This is a genomic window from Pseudomonas sp. BIGb0558 (assembly GCF_024807515.1).
In the GTDB taxonomy this organism is placed as follows: Bacteria; Pseudomonadota; Gammaproteobacteria; order Pseudomonadales; family Pseudomonadaceae; genus Aquipseudomonas; species Aquipseudomonas yamanorum_A.
This window is the reverse complement of sequence record NZ_JANUEW010000002.1, coordinates 1-22,200: the sequence shown is the minus strand read 5'-3', so window position 1 is coordinate 22,200 and position 22,200 is coordinate 1. Positions and strand designations below refer to the sequence as shown.

Here is a 22,200-nt window from a genome sequence, read left to right as displayed (position 1 = left end):
TCAACTCCCAAAGGGTCGGTCAGGGGCGCTTGGCCGTGTCTTCAAGCTGTTCCAGGGCGGCCTCCAGGGCCAGTCGGTAACCGCTGGCGCCAAGGCCGCAGATCACTCCTACCGCAACGTCGGAGAAGTAAGAGTGATGGCGGAAAGGTTCGCGTTTGTGCACGTTCGATAAATGCACTTCGATGAATGGGATGCTCACCGCCAGCAGCGCGTCACGTAATGCAACGCTTGTGTGCGTAAAAGCGGCGGGATTGATCAGGATAAAGTCCACGCCTTCGCTGCGCGCGGCATGGATGCGATCAATCAATTCGTACTCGGCATTGCTTTGCAGGTAGAGCAGATGGTGGCCGGCATCACGTGCCCGTCGTTCCAGATCGAGGTTGATCTGTTCGAGGGTCACTGCCCCGTAGACGCCCGGTTCGCGGGTGCCGAGCAGGTTCAGGTTGGGTCCGTGAAGAACCAGTAAGGTCGCCATCGGCTGTTCCTTGTTATTGATGTGGGCACGGTAGAACCCGGCGACTATGCCGCAAAGGCTTTGTGACTGTCCAGTTCTATGCAGTAGGCAGCACGATTAGCGAGGATTGCGCAAAATATGTGACCGCAAGGCTGAATCCGGTCAGTGTGGGAGCTGGCTTGCCTGCGATGGCGGTGTGTCAGTGTCAGGTTTTTTGACTGATTCACCGCCATCGCAGGCAAGCCAGCTCCCACATTGGGTCAGACGCGGAATGCCTGCACGGCGGTGTTGAGTTGCCCGCCCAGTACCAGCAAATGCTCTCCCTGGCGGCGTCCCTGGCCAATTCGCAGCAAGTTGTCCTCGCCCAACTGGTGAATTCGCTCACTGTTATCGCGGATTTCACTCACAGCGCCACTTTGCTGGGCAGTGACATCGGCAATCCGCACGGCGGTGTCGGAAATGGTCTGGATCGCCCCGACGATTTCATCCAGCGCGCCGTCAGCCGCCTGCGCTTGCTCGGCGGTGGCTTCGGCGTGTTCGACCTGGGCGCGCATGCCTTCCACCGATTGCCGGGCGGCGGTTTGCAGGCCGGCGATCAGGTGCTGGATTTCGGCGGTGGCGCCGGCGGTGCGCTGGGCCAGGGAGCGAACTTCGTCGGCGACCACGGCGAACCCGCGCCCGGCCTCACCGGCGCGGGCGGCTTCGATGGCGGCGTTCAGCGCCAGCAGGTTGGTCTGGTCGGCAATCGAGCGAATCACCGTGAGTACGCCGCCGATGGTCGCGGATTCCTCGGCGAGTTTTTCGATCATCTGCGCATTGATCTGCACTTCGCCCACCAAGGCGTGCAGCCCGGTCAGGCTTAAGCCGATCACCCGTTGGCCCTGCTCCACTGCCTCGCCTGCGCTGCGGCTGGCCTGGGCGGCCTGGCTGGCGTCGCCGGCAACCTGTTGGATGGTGGCCTCCAGTTCGCCCAGGGAATCGCGAATCTGCGCGGTGTCACCGGCCTGGCGTTCGGCGCCGTCGTGCATGCCGCTGCTCAGTTCCGCCAGCGCGCTGCTGCTGCCGGCCACTTGCTCGGCGTTGCCTCTGATGGTGCCCACCAGGTCCACCAGGTAGGCGCGCAGGCGGTTCAGGGATTCTTCGATATCGTGCAGTTCGCGGTTGGTCTTGCCCAAGGCAATGGGCTGGCTGAAATCGCCCTCGGCCCAGGTGGACAAGGCCGGCGCCAGGTTGGTCAGCACCCGTGCCAGGTGCCGCTGCAAGGTGTCGATCAACAGCGCGATCAGCAAAATCAGGCCGATCATCACGCCTTGCATCAGGCGCACTTCGCCCTGGATTTTCCCGTGCTGGGCGCGCACCACGGGCTCCAGCCCGGCGATGGCCTGCTGTACCGCATTGATTTTCAGATGGGTGCTGGTGGCCAGTTCGGTGCGCTGCTGGATTTGCTCGCGGGTGCGTTTCAGCTCGGCGGGGTAGCGAGTCAGCAGGCTGTTGAGCTCGCGCTTGAGGTCGACGCCGGTGTCCTGGGCTACGGTTTTTTCGGTGTTTTCCAGGCCCATCATGGCCGAGAAATCGTCGGTATTGGACTCGCTGCTGGCCGTCACGCCCAGCAAGGGCAATTGCCCCAGCACGTCAGCCTGGCTGCGGATATTGCTGACTTCGCGCTCCACATCATCAGCCAGTTCGCTGCGCCCGCTGCTCACCAGTTTGTCCCGGGCCAGGGAGAGTTTGGCCAGATGCTGGGACGCGGCCAATAAAGGCGGCAAATAACGCGCAGACTCCGGCGAATTCACCCCGCTGGCGTACCGGTTCAATTGCTCCAGGTTGGCACCCAGTTCGCGTTCGGCTTGCAGCAGCAGGGCTTGCGGGTCGCCGGCCAGTTTGCCGGCGGCCAGCAGGTCGGTCTTGCTGAAGGTATCCAGGTCGGCAAGGCTGGGTCGCAGGTTCTGCGCCAGGTCCGGCGGCAACTCATCCAGGTGCTGCAGCAGGTTCTCCAGGCTCTGGCTGGCGCTGCTCAGGCGCAGGGCGTCGCCGCTGGCGAGGTAATCGTCGATATTGCGCGCGGCCTGGTTCTGAAAGGTCTGCGACAGGCCCAGGTAGCGCTCCATCAGCAGGTAAGGCCGTTCCAGGGCGCGTTGCGACCACCAGAGTGTCGCGCCCAGGGCCAGGCAAACGGCGACCAGCAGGAGGGTGTTCAGATTCGTCAGCAGCTTCAGGCGCATGCGTGGTTTCAACCGACAGCAGAAGTAAGTGCCTGAAGTTATTGCGTTTCCATTACAGAGTTATGACGGATTCGGTGGATTCCGGTGAAAAGGTGGCACTTTGCTTTGATGCCCGGGCCGACGCGACCCGGTTACGCCCGGCATCCTTGGCACGGTACAGCGCCTCGTCGGCCTGGGCGGCCATCATCAGGCTGTCGGAGCCGTCGCAGAGCTCCACCACGCCGGCACTGAACGTGCACCACAAATCCTGCGGCTGGGCGGGGTAGTGAATTTCGGCGAAGCGCCCACGGATCTCGTCCAGTACCTGGCAGGCCCTGTCGAGGTCGGTGTCGGGCATCACGATGGCAAATTCTTCGCCGCCGTAACGGCCTATATAGTCGGTCTTGCGCAAGCGCTGCTTGAGAAACAGTGCGAGGCTCTTGATCACCCGGTCGCCCATGGGGTGGCCGTGGCTGTCGTTGACCCGCTTGAAGTGGTCGATGTCGAGCATCGCAAAGCTCAGCGGCTTGTTTTCGCGGCGTGCGCGGAAGCTGCAGTCTTCCAGCAGTTGCAGGATGTGGGTGTGGTTGTACAGCCCGGTGAGGCTGTCGCGCACCATCCGCGCCTTGAGGTTGCGCGCCCGCGCCGCGCGGTTGCGTACGGTGGTGATCAGGTGCCGGGGCTTGATCGGCTTGGTGAGGAAGTCGTCGCCGCCTTCGCTCATGGCGTCCAGTTGCTTGTCCAGGTCGTCTTCGGCCGAGAGGTAGATGATCGGCACGCTGACGTAGCGGTCATTGTGGCGGATCACCTTGGCCAGTTCGGTACCGGTGCAGGCCGGCATATACATGTCGAGGATGATCAGGTCGGGCTGGAAGTCCGCCAGCTCGGCCATGGCCTGGATCGGTTCGATCAGGGTGCGGGTGACGATGCCGGCGCTGTTGAGCAGGCGCTCGGTGTGCATGGCCTGGGCCCGCGAGTCATCGATGATCAGCACTTTATAAGGTTCGTACTGGGCGACGCAGGTCAGCACTTCGATTTTTTCCAGCAGGCTCGAGGCCTCCAGGGTTCCGGTGAGGAACTCCTGGCCGCCGGCGCGCACGGCCGCGAGACGCGTGGGCGTATCGGTTTCGTGCAGGCTGAAAAACAGCAACGGCAGTTTTTGTTCAAGGCCTTCCTGGGCTTCGGCGGCAAGCTTGAGGCCGAGGCCGGCGCCGCAGAAATCCACATCCATCACGATAGCCGCGGGCAAGCGCTCGGACATCGAGGCGCGAAACGCCGCCACGCTGTCGAGGGACTGGGCGCTCAATCCAAAAAACTCCAGCTGCTTGGCCAGGCGCTCGGCACGGTCGTGGTCGGCCAGCATCACGTAGATCGGTTTGCGCATCGGCGGCAGGAGCGTTTGCTCAAGCTGGTCGCCCTGGCGCAGCCCGGTGCGGGACAGGCGCTGCATCAAACGGTTGAGTTCGGTGATCAGGTGGCTGCTGAGGCGACCGCGGTTGTCGTCCACGGCCTTGAGTGAATCGCTGATCAGGTGCGCCAACTGGCCGTGTTCCGGCTGCTCGAAGCGTTCGGCAAAACGCAGCAGGCGCAGGTTGGCCTCACTGAGCTCGGACAAGTCAGTGGTCGACCATTCGCTGCGTTGCAGGCGCTGCCAGATCTCAAGAATTTGACGTGCCTGATGAATTACCCGCTGGGCAAAATGGTGCTTGAGACGCTCACGGCTGGGGTCTTCTGGCTCGGTCATATCCTGACTACTAGTTAGGCTGCATGCTGAGGTCGAACTGATGGCTCTATGCTAGCACCTCTTTTCCTTTGCACGAGTGTCATACGTCAATTAACTGCGAGGTCCTGGATATTCATTTGTCGACCCTGCAGTCGCGCGGGCGTAAAAAGCGTGCATCCTTTATAGTCGAGCTGCGCATACGCGCCACCCCGACTAAAAGCGCCCCGATGCTCGGCACGATGGGGTAGGGTTGTGGTCGTAGCTATTGAACTCAAGTGATTGAAAGGATATCGCCATGCTGGACTGGAAAAACCGCGCAGGCAGTGCAAAGGGCCAGGCCCCCGAAACCAAGTCGGCCCCCCGCAGCTATTTCCGTAACCTGCTGATGAGCCGTGCGTTGCTCTCGCTGGTTGCGTTGTACCTGTTGGTCACCGGTGCCCTGGGCTGGTACTGGAGCGAAGAGCCCGCGTTGTTCCCGGTGCAGCAGAACGCGCAGATTGCCGCCGAGAAGGATGGCAAGCAAATGGTGGTGGGTTTCACCACCGTCGAAACCCTCAAGACCGTAGTCGGCACCTTGTTGAACAAGCCGGGTGGCTACATTTCCAACGACCGTTTCCCGCCGGGCCTGTGGATGGACAACATGCCCAGCTGGGAATACGGCGTGCTGGTGCAGGTGCGTGACCTGACCCGTGCCCTGCGCAAGGACTTCGCCCGTTCGCAGTCGCAGTCGGCGGAAGACGCAGATTTGGCCAAGGCCGAGCCGCGCTTCAACTTCGACAACAAGAGCTGGGTGCTGCCGTCCAGCGAGTCGGAATACCAGGAAGGCATCAACTCCCTGAGCCGCTACGAAGCCCGTTTGTCTGACCCAAACCAGAAAGGCGCGCTGTTCTATGCGCGTGCCGACAACCTGAACAACTGGCTGGGTGATGTGGCGACCCGTCTGGGTTCGCTGTCGCAACGGCTGTCGGCCAGTGTGGGCCGGGTCAAGCTCAACACCGCGCTGAAAACCGAAGCGCTGGCGCCGGGTGAAGTGCCGCAGGTCGATGAAGAAGTGGTGGAAACCCCATGGATGCAGATCGACAACGTGTTCTACGAGGCCCGTGGCCAGGCCTGGGCCTTGTCCCACCTGCTGCGCGCCATCGAAGTCGACTTCGCCGACGTGCTGGCCAAGAAGAACGCCACCGTCAGCGTGCGCCAGATCATTCGTGAGCTGGAAGCCTCGCAGGAACCTGTGTGGAGCCCGATGATCCTGAACGGCAGCGGTTTTGGCATCCTGGCCAACCACTCGCTGGTCATGGCCAACTATATTTCCCGGGCCAACGCTGCAGTGATCGACTTGCGTCAGCTCCTGAACCAGGGTTGATGATGGACGCTTCCACCCGAGAGGCGGCGCACCGCGCCGCCTCCGACGCCGAACTGATCGCCTGGGTCGACGAGCAGGACAACCTGCTCGGCTCCCTGGTGCGTTCCGATTTGCGCCAGCGAGGGCTGATCGGGCGCTGCACCTTTATCTTCCTGTTCAATTCGGCCGGTGAGCTGTGTGTGCACCGGCGCACCCTCAGCAAAGCCATGTACCCGGGGTTCTGGGACACGGCGGCCGGCGGAATGGTGGCGGCCCACGAATCCTACGCCGAGTCGGCGGCCCGGGAGCTGGAAGAGGAATTGGGCGTCAGCGGCGTCGAACTCACCGCTCACGACCATTTCTATTTCGAAGACGGCGACAGCCGGCTCTGGTGCACTTCGTTCTCGGCCGTGTGGGACGGGCCGCTGCGGATCCAGCCGGAAGAAGTCATGGAAGCCCGCTTTCTGCCACTGGCGACGGTGCTGGAGGAGGCCGAGCAAAAGCCCTATTGCCCGGATGCCCAGGAAGGGTTGCGTCGTTATTTGGCCCTGCGTCGCTAAAGTTGCATAAATTGGCGCCATTAGGCTCTTAGCAAGGGGCCTTTTTGCCGTTACACTGCGCGACTTTTCAAGCTGAACCGTTGTTGCTTCACCCTGTAGGAGCGAGCTTGCTCGCGAAAAACGTAAGCACGACGCGTGCTGCCTGAATGCCCGCGTTATCGTTGACGACCTTCGCGAGCAAGCTCGCTCCTACAGTGGGTTGAATGCCTGCGGCTCAGTAGCGCTGCCCCTGCCTGAGTGGGGCTTCGCGGTCGGTGATCGCACCGATCAGTCTTTGTCCTCCCAAGAGGATTGCCGGTGGCCAAAAAAGCCGCATCCTTCGCCGCCCTTGGTGGCCTGGTATTTTCCACCGACGCAGGTCGACACTGCCCGGACTGTCGCCAGCCCGTGGACGCGTGTACCTGCAAAACAACCCTGATTCCCGAAGGCGATGGTATTGCCCGCGTACGTCGCGAGAGCAAGGGCCGTGGCGGCAAGACGGTGACCACCATCACCGGCGTGCCCCTGGCCGAAGATGCCCTGAAGGAGCTGGCCACCACGCTGAAAAAGCGCTGTGGCACCGGTGGCGCCCTGAAAGACGGCATCATCGAGATTCAGGGCGACCACGTCGAGTTGCTGTTGGCCGAGCTGATCAAGCTGGGTTACAAGGCGAAGAAATCCGGCGGCTAGCAGCCTCTGTGAAAACCACCCCGATGACCCGCTTGCTGAACGCGAACTGTCGTCCCCATGGTTTTCACAGAGCCTGTTCCTGACCGGTGTCTAAACTCTGTCCTGCAAGTGGGGTCTACCCCTCTCACAGGCAAATCGTCATTTTCATTCTTTAGACTGCGCCAGCCTCTGATCAGGCCGGTGCACTTCGACTTCATTTATAGGGGACTTCGATGTCCGTACGACGCACACGCAAAGACGATGGCAGCCAATGGACAGTTGCGGACAGCCGCAGTGTTTACGGGATTCGCCATTGGGGGGCCGGGTATTTCGCGATCAATGATGCCGGTCGCGTTGAAGTCCGTCCGAACGGCCCGAACAGCACGCCCGTCGACCTGTACGAGCAAGTCGACGAGCTGCGCAAAAGCGGCCTGTCCTTGCCGTTGCTGGTGCGCTTCCCCGACATCCTGCAAGACCGCGTGCGCCAGCTGACCGGTGCCTTCGACGCGAACATCGAGCGCCTGGAATACCAGAGCAAATACACCGCGCTGTACCCGATCAAGGTGAACCAGCAGGAAGCGGTGATCGAGAACATCATCGCCACCCAGGACGTGTCCATCGGCCTGGAAGCCGGCTCCAAGCCCGAGCTGCTGGCCGTGCTGGCCCTGGCCCCGAAAGGCGGCACCATCGTCTGCAACGGTTACAAGGACCGTGAGTTCATCCGCCTCGCGCTGATGGGCCAGAAGCTCGGCCACAACGTGTTCATCGTGATCGAGAAAGAATCCGAAGTCGGCCTGGTGATCGAAGAAGCCGCCAACCTCAAGGTCAAGCCTCAGGTGGGCCTGCGGGTGCGCCTCTCGTCCCTGGCGTCGAGCAAGTGGGCAGACACCGGCGGTGAGAAATCCAAATTCGGTCTGTCGGCGGCGCAACTGCTGTCGGTGGTCGAGCGCTTCCGCGCGGCCGGCCTGGACCAGGGCATCCGCCTGCTGCACTTCCACATGGGCTCGCAGATCGCCAACCTGGCCGACTACCAGCACGGGTTCAAGGAAGCCATTCGTTACTACGGCGAACTGCGCAACCTCGGCCTGCCGGTAGACCACATCGACGTGGGCGGCGGCCTGGGCGTGGACTACGACGGTACGCACTCGCGTAACGCCAGCTCCATCAACTACGACATGGACGACTACGCCGGCGTGGTCGTGGGCATGCTCAAGGAATTCTGCGATGCGCAGAGCCTGCCGCACCCGAACATCTTCTCCGAGAGCGGCCGTTCCCTGACCGCCCACCACGCCATGCTGGTGGTGCAAGTCACCGACGTCGAGAAACACAACGACGACGTGCCGGTGATCGAGAACAAGGAAAGCCTGCCGGAAACCGTGCAATGGCTGGTGGACCTGCTGGGCCCGACCGACATTGAAATGGTCACCGAAACCTACTGGCGCGCCACCCACTACATGAGCGACGTGGCCACCCAGTACGCCGACGGCAAGATCACCCTGGCCGAAAAAGCCCTGGCCGAGCAGTGCTACTTCGCCGTCTGCCGCCGCCTGCACGACTCGCTCAAGGCCCGCCAGCGTTCCCACCGCCAGGTGCTGGACGAGCTCAACGACAAGTTGGCCGACAAGTACATCTGCAACTTCTCGGTATTCCAGAGCCTGCCGGACACCTGGGCCATCGGCCAGGTACTGCCGATCCTGCCGCTGCATCGCCTCGATGAAGAGCCGCTGCGCCGTGCCGTGCTGCAAGACCTGACCTGCGACTCCGACGGCAAGATCAAGCAGTACGTCGACGAGCAGAGCATCGAGACCAGCTTGCCGGTGCACGCGGTGAAAGAGGGTGAGGATTACCTGCTGGGGATCTTCCTGGTGGGTGCCTACCAGGAAATCCTCGGTGACATGCACAACCTGTTCGGTGACACCGACTCGGTGAACATCTACCAGCGTGACGACGGTTCGGTGTACAGCGCCGGGATCGAGACCCACGACACCATCGAAGACATGCTGCGCTACGTGCACTTGTCGCCGGAGGAGTTGATGACTCACTACCGTGACAAGTGCGCCAGCGCGAAGATCACGGCGGCGGAGCGCACTCAGTTCCTGGATGCGTTGCGTCTTGGGCTGACGCGTTCGTCTTACCTGTCCTCGTAAGTACACCGCTCCAAAGGTCGACCCGGCTCTAATGTAGGAGCCGGGCTTGCCCGCGATGGCGGTGGGTCAGGCAGCCAATGGGCCGGCTGACCCACCGCCATCGCAGGCAAGCCAGCTCCCACATTTGATCAGCGTTTCGGCAGTACCCTCTTTATAGGGCCTGAACGATGTCGAGCAAACTCCTGCAAGTGTTCACCCTGGCCATCGCGACTCTGCTCGCGGCCTGCTCCCCGATCAAAGTGCTCAACGCACTCACACCCTCCAGCACCTTCACCAAAACATCCTCCATCGCCTACGGCGACGATCCCCGCCAGAAACTCGATATCTACCGTCCCGTCACCGCCTTGCCCGATGCACCCGTCGTGGTGTTTTTCTACGGCGGCAGCTGGAACAGCGGCTCAAAGGATGACTACGGTTTTGTCGGCGAAGCCCTGGCCTCGCGCGGCATCGTGGTGGTGATTGCCGATTACCGGCTTTACCCGCAAGTGCGCTACCCAGCGTTTTTGCAGGACGGCGCCCAAGCCGTCGCCTGGGCGCACCAGCACAGTGCCGAGTACGGCGGCGATCCCCGCAAGCTCTATGTGATGGGCCACAGTTCCGGTGCCTACAACGCCGCAATGCTGGCGCTGGATCCACAGTGGCTGGCCGGGGTCGGCCTGTCGCCGTCAGTCTTCAAAGGCTGGATCGGCCTGGCCGGGCCGTATGATTTCCTGCCGATTGAAAACCGCGATGTGCGCCCGGTGTTCTTCTACCCGGATTCGCCGCCCGACTCCCAACCTATCAACCACGTCAGCCATGACGCACCGCCGAGCCTGTTGATTGCCTCGGTGGACGACAACCTGGTCAACCCCAAGCGCAACACCGGCGGCCTGGCGAACAAGCTGCGGGCGGCGGGTGTGCCGGTTGAGGAGTTCTACTTCAGCAAAACCAGCCACGCGACATTGGTAGCGTCCATGGCCCGGCCGCTGCGCTGGCTGGCGCCGGTGCTGGACCGGGTCACCGCGTATATCAAGTTCACGCCGGGCCAGTAAGCCAGCGGTCCTGTTTGTTCAGGCGCCAGGCAATCGCCCACAGCGTGAGGCTGCGCAGGGCCATGAACAGCAGGAAAGTTATCCACAGCCCGTGGTTGCCCAGCCCCTGCAAGGCCCAGGCGAACGGCAGCACAATCACCACCGTCAGCAGCATGCCGTTGCGCATTTCCCGGGCGCGGGTGGCGCCGATGAACAAGCCATCCAGCAGGTAGCTCCACACTGCAATCAACGGCAGCACGGCCAGGTAAGGCAGGTAGATGTCGGCGGTTTCGCGCACGCTCGGGATGTCGGTTTGCATGGCGATAAACAGGTGGCCGAACACGGCGAACAGGATCGCGAAACCGACGCTGGCCAGCAACGACCAACCACAGGCCACCACCAGCGAGCGGCGCAAGGCCTGGCGGTCGTGGGCGCCGATGGCGTGGCCGCACAACGCTTCCACGGCGTGGGCCAGTCCGTCCAGGGCGTGAGCCGTCAGCAGTAAGCCGTTTAGCAGCAGCGCGTTTGCCGCTACCGTGGCATCACCCAAGCGGGCGCCTTGCACGGTAATCATGAAAAACACCGATTGCAGGGCCAGGCTGCGGATGAAGATATCGCGGTTTACCGCCAGCAACGGGCGCCAGCTTTGCCACAGTTTGAGGGCGGCCCAGGCGATATGGCCGGGGTAGGCGCGCAGGGCTTTTTGGGTGAGGGCCAGGCCGAGGAGGGCGCCGGTCCATTCGGCGATCACCGAGGCGCGGGCCGAGCCGACCACGCCCCAATCCAGACCCAGGACAAACCACAGGTTGAGGGCAATGTTGACGAGGTTGGTGGTCAGCAGAATCGCCAGCGGCGCGCGGGCGTTCTGGGTGCCGAGAAACCAGCCCACCAGGGCGTAGCTGGCCAGGGCCGCGGGCAGGCCGAAGAGGCGGGTGTGGAAGAATTCGCGGGTCAGTTGGTTCAGCTCGGGCGAGGGCTGCATCCAGTCCAGCACCAGGCCGCTTAAGGGAATGCCGATGCTGCCGAGCAACATCGCCAGCCCCAGCGCCAGCAACAAGCCCTGCAACAGAATCTGCCGCAGCGCCGCACCATCACCCCGCCCGGCGGCCTGGGCGGCAAAGCCGGTGGAGCCCATGCGCAAAAAGCCCATGGCCCAGGCGAGAAAGGTATAGAGGCTGGCGCCCACGGCCACGGCGCCGAGTTGATGGGCGTGGGGCAGGTGGCCGATGACCATGCTGTCCACCAGCGCTACCAGCGGCACGGAGATGTTCGACAGGATCATCGGCGCGGCGAGGGCCCACACGCGGCGGTGGGTAGGGCGGTCGCGCCAGTCGGTCAGCAGGGAAGTCATGCGGGCTCCTTTGGGGGGCGGTAGTGTAACTGGCTGCACGCTTATCTGTTGCCTGGGCGATCGCTATCGCGGGCAAGCCCGGCTCCCACACTTGGAATGCATTCCTCCTGTGGGAGCTGGCTTGCCTGCGATAGCTGACGGCCAGGCAATGAAGGTTTAAGTCTTACGCGGGTGCAGGCATTCGATGGATCGGTCGACAGTAGTCTTGGCAATTTCCAGCAAGTGCCACACGGCCAGGATCTTCGCCCGCTGTGGACTTTCCAGCAGCTCGCCGCAATCAAGCGCGGTGGCCGAGGCGCTGCTCAGCAGGCTGGCGGTGTAGAGCAGGGAATCTTCGAAGCTCAGGTCTTCGTTGATGGTGTGGAAGCCTTGCGATGGCAGGTAGTGTTCGAGGGCGCGATTGAAGGCGGCGCGGTCGTTGAGGATGTCGCTGGGTGGATCGGGGACAATCTTATTCATGGTGTAACTCCACTAGTAGGCAAGGAGCTGACACCCGCGCGACTAAACGAAGGTGGCGGCTGTACGCAGGTTAGTCGACCGGCTAGTGGAACCCGGCGCACCCGAAGGTGCCCTGCGCACAGCCACCATGAAGCATGGCGACAACTTGCGCTCACTAATTCCGGGCGACTAAACCCGATCACTGATATGCAGTGAAGGAGCGAAGACTAGCCACCGGTCCTGGCAGGCACAAGGCCGAAAGATTGTCTCGGAAACGTCCGTCAAATTAAAGGGATTTACCCTGCTGGCCCTTTATTAACGAACCACCCAGCTCAACAACCACAACCCCAGCATCAACCAGATAATCCCCATGATGATCGACGCCCGCATGAACGCGCGCACCGCCGAGTACAGCAGCATCAGGCCGATGATCAGGGTGAGGATGCTGATGATCGAGGTATCCATGCCCAGCGTACGCGACAGCCCGTCGATAAAATTCCCGCCCGCGTGGGTCAGCGCATTGAACAACCCGCTGAGCCCGTCGACGATAAAGCGGATCACGGAACCGAGCGCCTGGCCCAGCCATTCGAAGAAGCTTTCTACCTGCATGTGTGTGTCCTGATGAAAAGGTGGGCGTAGCTGAGGCTTTGGTCGTTAATACTCAACCCTAGTTCCCTACTAGCATAGAGGTTTACGCGTTACAGGGATTCACTTGCCTTCGCGCGGCTTGCGCCCGAAGCTATGCACCTTCAGGAGCGCCCCATGAATCTCGAACACCTCACCGAACGCCTGCACCGCATCCGCGATACCAACGACTGGAAGCAGTTCCACAGCCCCAAGAACCTGGCGATGGCCGCCAGTGTTGAAATGGCCGAGCTGGTGGAGATTTTCCAGTGGTTGAGCGAAGACCAGTCGCGCCAGTTGCCCGCCGACAAACTCGCCCATGCCGGCCAGGAAGTCGGTGACATCGTGCTGTATCTGCTGCTGTTGTGCAGCGAGTTGGGGTTGGACATGGATCAAGTGGTACAGGCCAAACTGGCCGACAGCGAACGGCGGTTTGCCAAATGAGCGACCGTCATTTCGACCAGTTGGCCACCCGTTTCGCCGAGAAGATCTACGGCGGCGCCAAAGGTGCGATTCGCCTGGCGGTGCTCCAGGCCGACCTGATTGAAGCGCTGCCGGATCGCCCACTGCGGGTGCTGGATATCGGCGCCGGCCTGGGCCATATGTCGCTGTGGCTGGCCGAACGCGGTCACGACGTGACCCTGGCCGAACCTGCCGAGCCGATGCTCGAAGGCGCCCGCCAGCGTTTCGCCGAAGCCGGGCAGACGGCCACTTTCATTCAAGCACCGTGGCAGGATCTGCTGGGCCAACTCACCGAACCCTACGACCTGGTGCTGTGCCACGCCGTACTGGAATGGCTGGCCGAGCCCCACGCGATCCTGCCGGTGTTGCACCAGTTGACCGCCCCCGGTGGCTGGCTGTCCCTGGCGTTCTACAACCGCGACGCCTTGATTTACCGCAACCTGCTCAAAGGCCACTTCCGCAAAATGCGCAAGAACGACATGGCCGGCGAAAAACAGAGCCTCACGCCGCAACAACCCCTTGACCCACGGGAGTTGGCGACGCAACTCGAGGGCCTGTGGCAGGTCGAAACCCAGAGTGGCGTGCGGGTGTTCCACGACTATATGCCGGTGGAATTCCAGGCACGCGCCGAATTGCAGGACTTGTTGGAGATGGAGCTCGCACACCGTCGTCACCCAAGCTTTGCCGGACTTGGGCGTTATTTGCACTGGATCTGCCGTCCGGTTTAAGCGGCCCAGTCTGCGGAGGTCGAAATGAAGCGCTGTCTTGGACTGATCCTGCTGGGCCTGGGCCTGGCGGGTTGCCAAAGCCCCAACCCGTATGTGGCGGCGTCTGCCCCGATGCCACCGGCGCCTGCCCAGGCGGCCAATACCTTTGATGCCAGCGCCTACCCGGCGCCGGTGCGTGACTACGGCGCCTACCGCAGTTGGGCCTGGCTCAACAACCAGTTGCCGGCGGGTTCGGCCTGGGCCGATTCGGCGCAGATTGCCGAAGCGGTCAGCGGCGCCCTCGACCAGCGTGGCCTGCGCCCCCTGCATGACAACCGTGCCCCCGACCTGCTGGTGAGCGCCGATGTGCGCCTGGAAAAACGCCTGCGCCAGGTCCAGGACGATTATGGCTACGGCTACGGCGGCTATAACCGCTATGGCAACGGCTACGGCATGTACAACAGCGTGCCGGTGGTACGCACCTATGAAGTGACGGTGGCGGTGGCGCGCATCAGCCTGTTCGATGCCCGCACCCGCCAGCCGGTATGGAGCACCAGCGCAGAAACCGCGAGCCAGGGCAGCCTCGGCGAGCGCGCCGATGCCTTGCGTGAGGCGATGCAAAAGGCAATGACTGCCTACCCGCCCAGTTAGCAGCTATTCTCATCTCAGGCCCGGATCGTCTTTTGGAGAACAACCATGCTTCGTCGTATCGCTGCACTTGCTGTTGTTGTGTTGCTGGGCGGTTGCCAGACCAGTCAGGTCAACCACGATTTTGACGCCAGCCGGGACTTTGGCGCGTACCGCAGTTGGAGCTGGAAAGAACCCGCGTTGCAATACCGCCCGGACGACCCGCGGATCAAGAGTGACCTCACCGAACAGCGCATCCGCCAGGCCGTGGGCGAGCAACTCGACCAACGTGGCCTGCGCCCTGCGGCGCCGGGCACCAAGGCTGACCTGAATGTACAGACCTACCTGATCGTCGAAGACCGCCAGCAACAAGTCACCACCAACTACGGCGGCGCCTGGGGCGGCCCGTGGAATGGTTACTGGGGCGCGCCGATGTACAACGAAACCCGCAACATCACCTACAAGGTGGCGACCATCCAGATTGATTTGCTCGACGGCAAGGATGGCAAACTGGTGTGGCGTGGCAGCGATGAGCAGATCCTCGCCAGTTCCCCCGAGCCGCAGGACCGCAGCGCAGCGATTCGTGCCACGGTGACCAAGGTGCTTTCCAACTACCCGCCGCACTGAGATCCGGCCAGCACGCCACGCAGCCTTGTCTACACTCAACCTCAACACAGGAGAGTAGGCGCCCGGCATTGAGCCGGCAAAGGAGTGCTTGATGTCTCCCCGAGTTCGTTGCGGCCGCGTGGCCGGGCCTGCTGGGCAGCGTGGTGCGATTGGCTTGATGGCGGCCGCGACCCTGGGCATCGCCTTGGTGTTTCTGCTGCTGGTCGTCGACAGCGGTCGCCTGTACATGGAAAAGCGCAAGTTGCAGGCGATCGCCGACATTGCGGCGCTGGAGGCGGTGCAGCGCAAGGGTGATTGCCTGGCCGCCACCAACACCGCGCCCACGTATGCCGGTGCCAGTGCTGTGCGCAACGGTTATGTGATCCCGCCGGGAAGTGCGCTGATAGTGAAGTGTGGGGTGCTGACGACCGGGGCCACCAACCAGCGGGTGTTCTCCGCCGACTCGACCAAGACCGACGCCATCCAGGTGACCGCTTCGCGCCCGGTGATGACCAGTGTTGCCGGGGGCCTATGGGCAATGGCCAATGGTGGCGGCTACAACGTGAACACCCAACTGGCTGCCGTCGCCGTGGCGGCGCCGAAGATCCTGCCGCCCCAGGCACAGCTGACGATCAAATCAACGCTGGTCACCGTGGATTCGACCAAGTCGGCCGCGCTGAACCTGCTGTTCGGCCAACTGTTGGGCGGTTCGTTGAACCTGAGCGTGGCCGGTTGGCAAGGCTTGGTCGACACCAACATCAACTTGCTGAGTTTCCTCAACCAGTTGGCGTTGAATGTAGGCGTCACGGCGGGGGCCTACGATCAACTGTTGACCAAGAACCTCAAGATCAGCCAACTACTCGATGCGGCGATTACAGTGCTCAATGCCGGCGGCAGTACGGCCAGCGTGGCGGTCAGTGGCCTCACCAGTATCAAGGCGATAATCGGCAACTTGGATGTGACCCTGGGCAGCCTGTTGCAGTTGCAAACAGGGGCGGTGTCGGCGGGGCTGAACACCAGCCTGAACGTGTTCCAATTGGCGGAAGCCTTTGTGCAATTGGCCAATACCAAGAACGGGGTGGTGGCAACTATCCCGGTGAATATCCCGGGGCTGGTGAATGCAGGTGTTCAGGTAAAGGTGATTCAGCCACCGCAGTTGTCAGCGATCGGTGACCCTACCTATGCCAAAGATAAAACCCCGGCGACGCGAATTTATGTAAGAACGGCTCAAATGAGCGTCGGCCTGACTCTGGGCTTGCCGGTGCTGGACTTGCCGGTGGTGGACACCGCCTTGAACGGCTTGGTCGGGCCACTTTCAGACGTGTTGAACAACCTGTTGAGCTTGAACCTGGGCGGAACGGTGAGTTCGCTGTTGTGTGTGCTGGGCGGCTATTGCCAGCGTACGGACCTGCAAGTGCTGTCCTCTTCCTCGAACCCGCCGGCGGCGAGGATCGACGTGGTGCTGGAACTGGGTACGGCTGAAAGCTATGTCACCGGCTTCACCTGCGCCAGTGATGCCACCAAGACCCTGACCACCCAAACCAACGCCTCACTGGTGAACGTGAAAATTGGTCAGAGCCCGCAGTTGATCAACGCATTCAACAACAACACGGCTCTCGATCCGGTCGCGCCGCTGCCGGTGGTCGATATCGGCGCGATTACCTGTTTCAAACCGTTGTTGGGGCTCGGCCCGACGACGTGCGACCCGGCGACCCGCAAGCCGTTCTACGGTGGCGGCATAGGCCTCAGCGTCAGTGCTCAGGTGGGTGCCGCCGTGCAAACGCTGCCTCCTCACACCTACAATCAGCCGCCCGAAATCAACGTCATACCGGCGCAGTACTACGCCTCGTCGACGACCAACCTGTTGAGCGCCATCAGCAACGCGTTAAGCGGCATTCAGTTCCAGGTCTACAAGCCGACGGGGTTCAATCTGTTGGGCGGATTACTACAGACGACAGGCACGCTGCTCAACGGGCTCAACAGCTCCCTGGGCACGATTATCGGCGGAGTGCTCAGCCCGATCCTCGATCCATTGGTGAACACCTTGCTGTCGAACCTTGGGGTGAACCTGAATGCGGTGGAAGTGGGCGCCAACCTCAGTTGCCGGCCTCACGGGCAAGCAGCCCTGGTGAACTAGGCCTCGACCACCGGCAACTCCACACAAAACTTCGCCCCATGCTCACTGTTGGCGACGCTCAGCCGCCCGCCCATGCTCTCCACAATGCCATAGCTCACCGACAACCCCAGGCCGGTGCCCACGCCAATCGGTTTAGTGGTGAAGAACGGCTCGAAAATCCGCTCCAGCAGCCGCGGGTCAATCCCGCCGCCGTTGTCCTCCACCCAGATGCGTACATGGCGGCTGTCGTGCTCGATCTGCACCGAGATCCACGGTTGCAAATCGTGGTTGTGCTCGCGCTTGCTCAGCAGGGCGTCGCGGGCATTGACCATCAGGTTGATCAGCACTTGTTCCAACTGGTCGACATAACCTTTGACCTGCACCGAAACGTCCGGCTGTACCACGCGCAGTTCAACGCCTTTGCCGCGCAGGCCTTCACTGAGCAACGACAAGGTGCCTTCCACCGCCTGCGCCGGGTTGAAGGGCTGCTGTTCGACTTCCGAACGGCGGCCGAACACGCGCATGTGGTCCACCACGCGGGCGGCGCGCTGGACCTGGGCGTCGATGCGCTGGAGTTTTTCCGTCAGGTAGTCGATTTGGGCATCGCCATTGCTCAGGCGCTTGAGCACATTGACGATGGCCATGCGCATCACGTTCAACGGCTGGTTGATCTCGTGGGCGAGGCCCGTGGCCATTTCGCCGAGGGTGGCCATTTTGGCGCTCTGGGTCAGTTGCTGCTGGGAGCGGCGCACTTCGGTGTTGTCCCGGCCCACGGCCTGCACTTCCTGCAACCGGCCCTCTTCGTCGAATACGCCACGGTCCGACCACACCCACCAGGCGTGTGTACGCCCCGGCAGTTGCAGGCTGATTTCGGCGGTGCTCACGGGGAACTCCGGGGTCAGTTGCCGGATGCGCTGCACAAATGCCTCGTGTTGTTCTGCCGACAGCCATTGGCTGAGGTTCATTCCCGGCAACTGGTCCGGCCGGCATTCCATGTAGTTGGCCAGGGGCGTATTGCCGAAGGTCAGGGTCAGGTCCGGGCGGTAGCGGCAGATCATGGCCGGGGAGTCTTCCACCAGGATCCGATAGCGCTCCTCGCTGTCCTTGACCCGTTGCGCGGCCAGGGTCGATTCGGTGACGTCCAGCCACAGGCCCACAGCTTCCACGGGCAGGCCCAGGTCGTCGCGCAGCAGCCGGGCTTCATCCAGCAGCCAGTGGTAATCGCCCTGTTTGTCGAGCACCCGGTAGCGGCAGCTCACGTGGCCTTCACGCAACAGTTGGCGGGTGCGGTCGAAGTAGAGGTCGCGGTCTTCGGGGTGGACCCATTGGTTCAGCGCCGCCGGGGTGAAGTCGGCCAGGGTGCGGCCCAGCAATGGCAGCAGGCTGTCGCTGAAGAACACCGGTTGCAACGTGCCTTCGACATAGCGCTGCACGTAGATCACGGCCGGGGAACTGGCGATCAGGTTGTCCAGCCGTGCGTGGGCGGCGGCCGCCTGTTGTTGCTGGTTTTTTATGTCGCTGATGTCGAGCATGAAGCCCACCAGCCGACGGTGCTCACCCGAGCCCAGCGCTTGTCCTTGCACGCGGTACCAAATGGGGTTCAACCCCGCGTCGGCACGTTGCAGGCGAACGCTGGTGGAGAGCGGCTTGCCCAGGTTTTTCAGGTCTTGCAGGCGGCTGGCGAGTTCTTCCCGGTCGGCGGGGTGGATCAGGTTGAGCCACATCGGCAACGATAGCCGGGTGGCCGCCTCGCCCTGGCTGAGGGTGTGCAACAGCTGCGGGGCGAGCTCGATGTCTTCGCTGTGGAGGGGCAACTCCCACCAGCCGGTGCCGAGCAGCCCTTGCAGCGCTTCGAGGCGATCCAGCTGCTGCTGGTGGCGCTGTTCCCGCAGGCGGTTGAGCAGGGGCGTGGCGACGGCGGCGGCCAGTTGCAGCCAGTCACGGTCGTTGGTGTGGGCCTGTGCCCGGTAAAAGCCGCACAGCAGCCACGCGGCGACGCCATGGGCGTCGCGGTAGGGCACCAGAAAACCATCGGTATTGCCAAACAGGCCTTGCAGGCGCGGGTGGTCGCTGTGGCCACGGTGTACTTCCAGGCTCACCGGTGCCGTGGCCCCCAGGCTGTCGAGACTGGTGCCCAGGGCTTGCCCGTTGCTCCAGAGTGCCGGCGCATCGTGTGAGGTGTAATGGCCCTGGATACGCCACTCCTGGCCTGCCTCGTCCAGCACGGCAAGGGCGACGCTGGGGATATGCCAGTGTTGGGAAACGGTCTGGAGCGTGTCCTGCAGCACCTCGGGCAGGCGTGCCAGGCTGCATACCCGCAGATGTTCGCTGATCTGATCGCTGACGCGCTGATTGTGTTCGCGTACCTGGGTGAGTTGGCGATGGGCAACCAGGTCGCCAATGTCCAGCAGTTGCAGGAGCCAACCCTTGCCCTCCGGTTGCACCCAGCCACGGGTATGCAGGGTTTGCCCGGCAAGCCCCTTGAACGCCAGGTCCAGGCTTTGCCCTTGCCAGTCGCCGGGCATGCCTTCGATCACCAGGCTGCTCTGTGGCGTGAGGTATTCGAGCAGCGAAGCCGGCTGTTGCGAGTGCGTGCCGGGCGGTTCCAGTCGATGACGAAGCGGGCCCTGGATGTCCACCACCTGGCCCAGGGTGTCGAGGTAGAACAGCAGCGCGGCGGTGGTTGGCGTCGCTGTCTGCGCATCGGCGGCCAACGGATTGCCGCGTCCGAGCAGGCGGCCGAACAGTTTATCCCCTGAGGTCAAAACTGCATGCTCGACTGGGTGGACAGTGTGGGGGGCAGGGCGGGGACGGTTCCAAAGCCTGGCAGTACCAGGAACGGCAACACACTCTGGAGGCTGGACGTCGGGTAGTTGATGTACACCGTCAACAGGCCCGCCGGGGTGTAGGTTGCCGTGACGTACGTGGGAAGGAATTTGAACTGGGGAGGGATCCACGTCAGTTGCGCCTGGGCGGCAGCGATGGCCTGCTGGGGCAGTGCCGTTGGGTAGCTGGCCGTGGCGGGGTCCAGTGCGACGCTGCGCCGTACGCCCTCGGCGGCGGCCTGGGTAAAGGACTGCATCAGCAGTAACGGCAGGCTGTAGCTGACCAAACCATAAAACACGGCAAAAAAAATCATGAAGACCATCGCGAACTCCAGCGCGGCGGCACCTTTCTGCTTTCTAGGGAGGTCTTTTTTCATGACTCGTCTACCCTGACTGCTACTACCTGATATCAGCATAGAATCATTCAGCAAAAAGGGATTTTTTTTACGTGATTCAAAGCCTCGTCCTATTTGTTTGGCTGGCGCTGTGCGCTGTGCAAGACATCCGTGTACGTCAGATCTCCAACTGCTTGACCCTCGGCGCCGGCCTGCTGGCGCTGGTCTACCTGCTTTGGAGCGGTACCACCTGGCTCGGCGCGCCGGCTGTCGAGGGTGGCGTGGCCTTTGTCCTGGCGCTGCTGTTCACCCTGCCCGGCTACGCGCTGGGCCGTCTGGGGGCCGGTGACGTGAAACTGATCGCGGCCTTGGGACTGGCGACCAACTCCCTCTACATTCTGGGCACGTTTATCGGCGCAGGCCTCGCCAGCGCGGCTTGGCTACTACTGGCCCCCAGGCTGTGGCCGCTGATGAATCAAGGGGTTAGGAATACCTTGCAGCACCTGGATCCGGCCTGTTCGGCCAAGCAGCCGTTCGTGCCGTTTTTATTGGCCGGTTTTGGCCTCGCCTGGCTTTGGATCCCATTAGTCGCCACGTAGGGTATCGCTATGTACATAGTAGGAAAGTACGTCTACGTTTATGGGTAGGTTGTATAGGAAAGTGGTCGGAATGGATCGGTCGGTCTTTGGCTTGCCCAGGCATGGAGTAGCGCGTGAACAAGCTTACCTCTGAAGTGAAAGTGCTCGTTGTCGATGATCAGCCCCTGATCGTGGAAGAGCTTTGCGAATTTCTTGAAAGCAACGGTTACCGTTGTGTCCCTTGCCACTCCAGCCAGCAGGCTATCGAGCGCTTTCGCGACGATGCCGGGATCGGTTTGGTGCTGTGCGATCTGCATATGCCAGAGATGGACGGGATCGAGCTGGTCCAGGCCCTGCAACGCCTGGCCGGCAAGCAGCGCGCTTTTGAGGCCATCATGTTGACCGGTCGCGCAGACAAGCAAGACGTGATCAAGGCCCTGCGCGCCGGGATTGCCGATTACTACCAGAAGCCAATCAACCTGGACGAACTGCTGGAAGGCTTACAGCGCCAGGCCGTGGCGCTGCAAGACCGGCAAAAAAACCTTGAGCTGGGGAATCTGAACCAGAAGCTGCAGTTTCTTTCGGCGTCCATTGACGATCTTTACCATGACCTCGACAAGGTGCGCAGCAGCCCGCAATCCGCCGTGCCGAATGAAGCGGATGGCGACGTCAGCGACATCGAGCGTGTTGAAATCCCGGCGATCTTCAATCAACTGTCCCCGCGCCAGCTGGATGTCGCAAGGCTGGTAGGCAAGGGCCAGACCAACTATCAAATTGCCTGTGAGCTGGGCATCACTGAAAACACCGTGAAACTCTACGTGTCCCAGGTGCTGCGCCTGACCCATATGCACAACCGCACCCAGTTGGCGCTGGCGTTGTCGCCGAGTAACTCCGCGGCGCGCCAGCGTGTTACTGCCCACTGAACCTACCGAGTATTCAGGGCGCCTAGGCACAAGCACCCGATGGTGACGGTGATCGCTAGTTTGTAGGTGGCAAAACCCAATTGGGAAGCACCCTACTTTCAAAGGCGAACTTTCCGACATTATTCGCAGATAGCAAATCTTTACTCTCTGGCCTCTCGCAAAGTCCAGGGATGAAAAGGCATGACCTTCAGCGCATCACCCTTCCCGTTTTTCGACCACAGTCGCCACAAACTCACCGTTCGCAACGTCGATGCACGGCTCGACGTTCTCGCCTTCGAGGGCACCGAAGGCCTGAGCGAACTGTTCAACTACCGCGTGGAGTTCACCAGCACCGCCCGCGACATCGCTGTCGAGAAAATGCTCGGTCAGAACGCCACGTTCAGCTTGTACAGCGCACCGCAGCAATCGCCGATGCGCGGTTTCATCCAGCCGCCTGCCAGGCAGTTGCGCACGCTGCATGGCGTAGTCACCGGCTTCAAACGCCTGTCCGGCTCCGTTGATGAAGCCCGCTACGAAATCACCC

Annotated in this window: 20 protein-coding genes and 1 pseudogene; 13 read left to right on the top strand and 8 right to left on the bottom strand. The window is 62.1% G+C overall.

What is annotated here, in order from left to right; genetic code table 11:
• Window positions 1–19: 19 nt before the first annotated feature.
• The 3 genes and pseudogenes from aroQ to M2400_RS03505 all read right to left on the bottom strand — a co-directional run bounded on the left by aroQ (window position 20) and on the right by M2400_RS03505 (window position 4,399).
• Window positions 20–475 carry a type II 3-dehydroquinate dehydratase gene (aroQ, locus tag M2400_RS03515; RefSeq protein ID WP_003217307.1) on the bottom strand — a complete coding sequence of 152 codons (456 nt, stop codon included), beginning with the start codon at window positions 473–475 and terminating at the stop codon, window positions 20–22.
• Window positions 476–714: 239 nt separating this feature from the next.
• A pseudogene (locus M2400_RS33455) lies at window positions 715–1,209 on the bottom strand (methyl-accepting chemotaxis protein); the annotation flags it as partial.
• 1,519 nt (window positions 1,210–2,728) lie between these two features.
• Window positions 2,729–4,399: a PleD family two-component system response regulator gene (locus M2400_RS03505; protein ID WP_259195346.1), complete on the bottom strand. Its 1,671-nt coding sequence runs from the start codon at window positions 4,397–4,399 to the stop codon at window positions 2,729–2,731.
• Window positions 4,400–4,673: 274 nt separating this feature from the next.
• Here M2400_RS03505 and M2400_RS03500 point away from each other — a divergent pair, with 274 nt between their 5' ends.
• From M2400_RS03500 to M2400_RS03480, 5 genes are all read left to right on the top strand, one after another.
• Entirely contained in the window at window positions 4,674–5,741 is a 1,068-nt protein-coding gene (locus M2400_RS03500) for a DUF2333 family protein (protein WP_259195347.1), read from the top strand.
• 2 nt (window positions 5,742–5,743) lie between these two features.
• Window positions 5,744–6,280: an NUDIX hydrolase gene (locus M2400_RS03495; RefSeq protein ID WP_063034071.1), complete on the top strand. Its 537-nt coding sequence runs from the start codon at window positions 5,744–5,746 to the stop codon at window positions 6,278–6,280.
• 297 nt (window positions 6,281–6,577) lie between these two features.
• Window positions 6,578–6,949, top strand: coding sequence for a translation initiation factor Sui1 (locus M2400_RS03490; RefSeq protein ID WP_167664869.1), 372 nt, complete (start codon window positions 6,578–6,580; stop codon window positions 6,947–6,949).
• Window positions 6,950–7,161: 212 nt separating this feature from the next.
• Window positions 7,162–9,075, top strand: coding sequence for an arginine decarboxylase (gene speA, locus M2400_RS03485; protein ID WP_177041417.1), 1,914 nt, complete (start codon window positions 7,162–7,164; stop codon window positions 9,073–9,075).
• A gap of 167 nt (window positions 9,076–9,242) precedes the next feature.
• Window positions 9,243–10,106 (top strand): alpha/beta hydrolase, encoded by an 864-nt coding sequence (locus M2400_RS03480; protein WP_259195353.1) that lies wholly within the window; start codon window positions 9,243–9,245, stop codon window positions 10,104–10,106.
• Here the strand turns inward: M2400_RS03480 and M2400_RS03475 are convergent.
• The 3 genes from M2400_RS03475 to M2400_RS03465 all read right to left on the bottom strand — a co-directional run bounded on the left by M2400_RS03475 (window position 10,090) and on the right by M2400_RS03465 (window position 12,483).
• Complete coding sequence (locus tag M2400_RS03475; protein WP_177041421.1) at window positions 10,090–11,436, bottom strand: MATE family efflux transporter; 1,347 nt, start codon at window positions 11,434–11,436, stop codon at window positions 10,090–10,092. The genes M2400_RS03480 and M2400_RS03475 overlap by 17 nt on opposite strands.
• 156 nt (window positions 11,437–11,592) lie before the next feature.
• Complete coding sequence (locus M2400_RS03470; RefSeq protein ID WP_177129885.1) at window positions 11,593–11,895, bottom strand: DUF6124 family protein; 303 nt, start codon at window positions 11,893–11,895, stop codon at window positions 11,593–11,595.
• A gap of 294 nt (window positions 11,896–12,189) precedes the next feature.
• Window positions 12,190–12,483, bottom strand: a complete 294-nt coding sequence (locus tag M2400_RS03465) for a hypothetical protein (RefSeq protein ID WP_076017968.1) — start codon at window positions 12,481–12,483, stop codon at window positions 12,190–12,192.
• A gap of 153 nt (window positions 12,484–12,636) precedes the next feature.
• On the opposite strand from M2400_RS03465, the gene M2400_RS03460 reads away from it, so the two are divergent.
• From M2400_RS03460 to M2400_RS03440, 5 genes are all read left to right on the top strand, one after another.
• Complete coding sequence (locus tag M2400_RS03460; RefSeq protein WP_177041441.1) at window positions 12,637–12,942, top strand: MazG-like family protein; 306 nt, start codon at window positions 12,637–12,639, stop codon at window positions 12,940–12,942.
• The gene (locus M2400_RS03455) at window positions 12,939–13,688 is read left to right on the top strand and encodes a methyltransferase domain-containing protein (protein ID WP_076017967.1); all 750 of its coding nucleotides are present in this window, start codon (window positions 12,939–12,941) and stop codon (window positions 13,686–13,688) included. Before M2400_RS03460 ends, M2400_RS03455 begins: the two co-directional genes overlap by 4 nt.
• 24 nt (window positions 13,689–13,712) lie before the next feature.
• Window positions 13,713–14,318 carry a DUF4136 domain-containing protein gene (locus tag M2400_RS03450; RefSeq protein WP_177076244.1) on the top strand — a complete coding sequence of 202 codons (606 nt, stop codon included), beginning with the start codon at window positions 13,713–13,715 and terminating at the stop codon, window positions 14,316–14,318.
• 45 nt (window positions 14,319–14,363) lie between these two features.
• Window positions 14,364–14,921 (top strand): DUF4136 domain-containing protein, encoded by a 558-nt coding sequence (locus M2400_RS03445; protein WP_003212927.1) that lies wholly within the window; start codon window positions 14,364–14,366, stop codon window positions 14,919–14,921.
• Window positions 14,922–15,012: 91 nt separating this feature from the next.
• Window positions 15,013–17,037 carry a pilus assembly protein TadG-related protein gene (locus M2400_RS03440; RefSeq protein WP_259195356.1) on the top strand — a complete coding sequence of 675 codons (2,025 nt, stop codon included), beginning with the start codon at window positions 15,013–15,015 and terminating at the stop codon, window positions 17,035–17,037.
• Here M2400_RS03440 and M2400_RS03435 read toward each other — a convergent pair.
• Window positions 17,034–19,781 (bottom strand): PAS domain-containing protein, encoded by a 2,748-nt coding sequence (locus M2400_RS03435; RefSeq protein ID WP_259195357.1) that lies wholly within the window; start codon window positions 19,779–19,781, stop codon window positions 17,034–17,036. The genes M2400_RS03440 and M2400_RS03435 overlap by 4 nt on opposite strands.
• Complete coding sequence (locus M2400_RS03430) at window positions 19,778–20,218, bottom strand: TadE/TadG family type IV pilus assembly protein (protein WP_177076250.1); 441 nt, start codon at window positions 20,216–20,218, stop codon at window positions 19,778–19,780. The genes M2400_RS03435 and M2400_RS03430 overlap by 4 nt, the downstream gene beginning before the upstream one ends.
• A 71-nt stretch (window positions 20,219–20,289) precedes the next feature.
• Between M2400_RS03430 and M2400_RS03425 the strand changes: the two genes are divergently transcribed.
• From M2400_RS03425 to M2400_RS03415, 3 genes are all read left to right on the top strand, one after another.
• Complete coding sequence (locus tag M2400_RS03425) at window positions 20,290–20,775, top strand: prepilin peptidase (protein WP_177076252.1); 486 nt, start codon at window positions 20,290–20,292, stop codon at window positions 20,773–20,775.
• A 113-nt stretch (window positions 20,776–20,888) separates the two neighbouring features.
• Window positions 20,889–21,677: a response regulator transcription factor gene (locus M2400_RS03420; protein ID WP_177076254.1), complete on the top strand. Its 789-nt coding sequence runs from the start codon at window positions 20,889–20,891 to the stop codon at window positions 21,675–21,677.
• Window positions 21,678–21,857: 180 nt separating this feature from the next.
• The coding region (locus tag M2400_RS03415) for a contractile injection system protein, VgrG/Pvc8 family (protein WP_259195359.1) at window positions 21,858–22,200 on the top strand (343 nt) is incomplete at its 3' end.